The sequence below is a fragment of the Sphingobium bisphenolivorans genome (assembly GCF_000412635.1).
Taxonomy (GTDB): domain Bacteria; phylum Pseudomonadota; class Alphaproteobacteria; order Sphingomonadales; family Sphingomonadaceae; genus Sphingobium; species Sphingobium bisphenolivorans.
In genome coordinates, this window is record NZ_ASTG01000064.1 from 1 (window position 1) to 523 (window position 523).

Annotated in this window: 1 protein-coding gene; it reads left to right on the forward strand. The window is 63.5% G+C overall.

Annotated elements, in window-relative coordinates; translation table 11 throughout:
- Positions 1-152: 152 nt before the first annotated feature.
- A partial coding sequence (locus tag L858_RS22150) for a transposase (RefSeq protein WP_476661776.1) occupies positions 153-523 on the forward strand: 371 nt, incomplete at its 3' end.

The window sequence follows — 523 nt, forward strand, 5'->3', positions numbered from 1 at the left end:
GCACCTCCAAAAACCCCTAGCCACTCCGCGTGTGATTTGATTCCCTCGGCCTGACAAGAGGCAGCGATGCGGCAGGCGGGATTGATCGGATTATCGGATCAGCTGAAGCGGCTTTCGGCGCCGGCGATCCGCTGGAGGAACTGGGCCGGATCATCGACTTCGAGGCATTTCGCCCGGTTCTTGTTGCGGCGCTGGCCTATGGCGACGGGACCAGGGGCGGCCGCCCACCCTATGACCCTGTGGCGATGCTCAAGGTTCTGGTGCTGGCCGCGCAAAACAATGTTGCCGATGCGCGGATGGAGTATCTGATCCGGGACCGGCTGAGCTGGCTGCGCTTCCTTGGCTTCGATCTTGGCGCACCGACGCCCGATGCCAATACGATCCGACTGTTTCGCCAGAAGCTGACGGAGGCCGGTGCGCTCGACACGGTGTTGGCAGCTCAAGGAACGCGGCTATCTCGCCATGGGCGGGCAGATCGTCGATGCGACGCTGGTAGCGGCTTCCAAGCAACGCAACGCCGCGC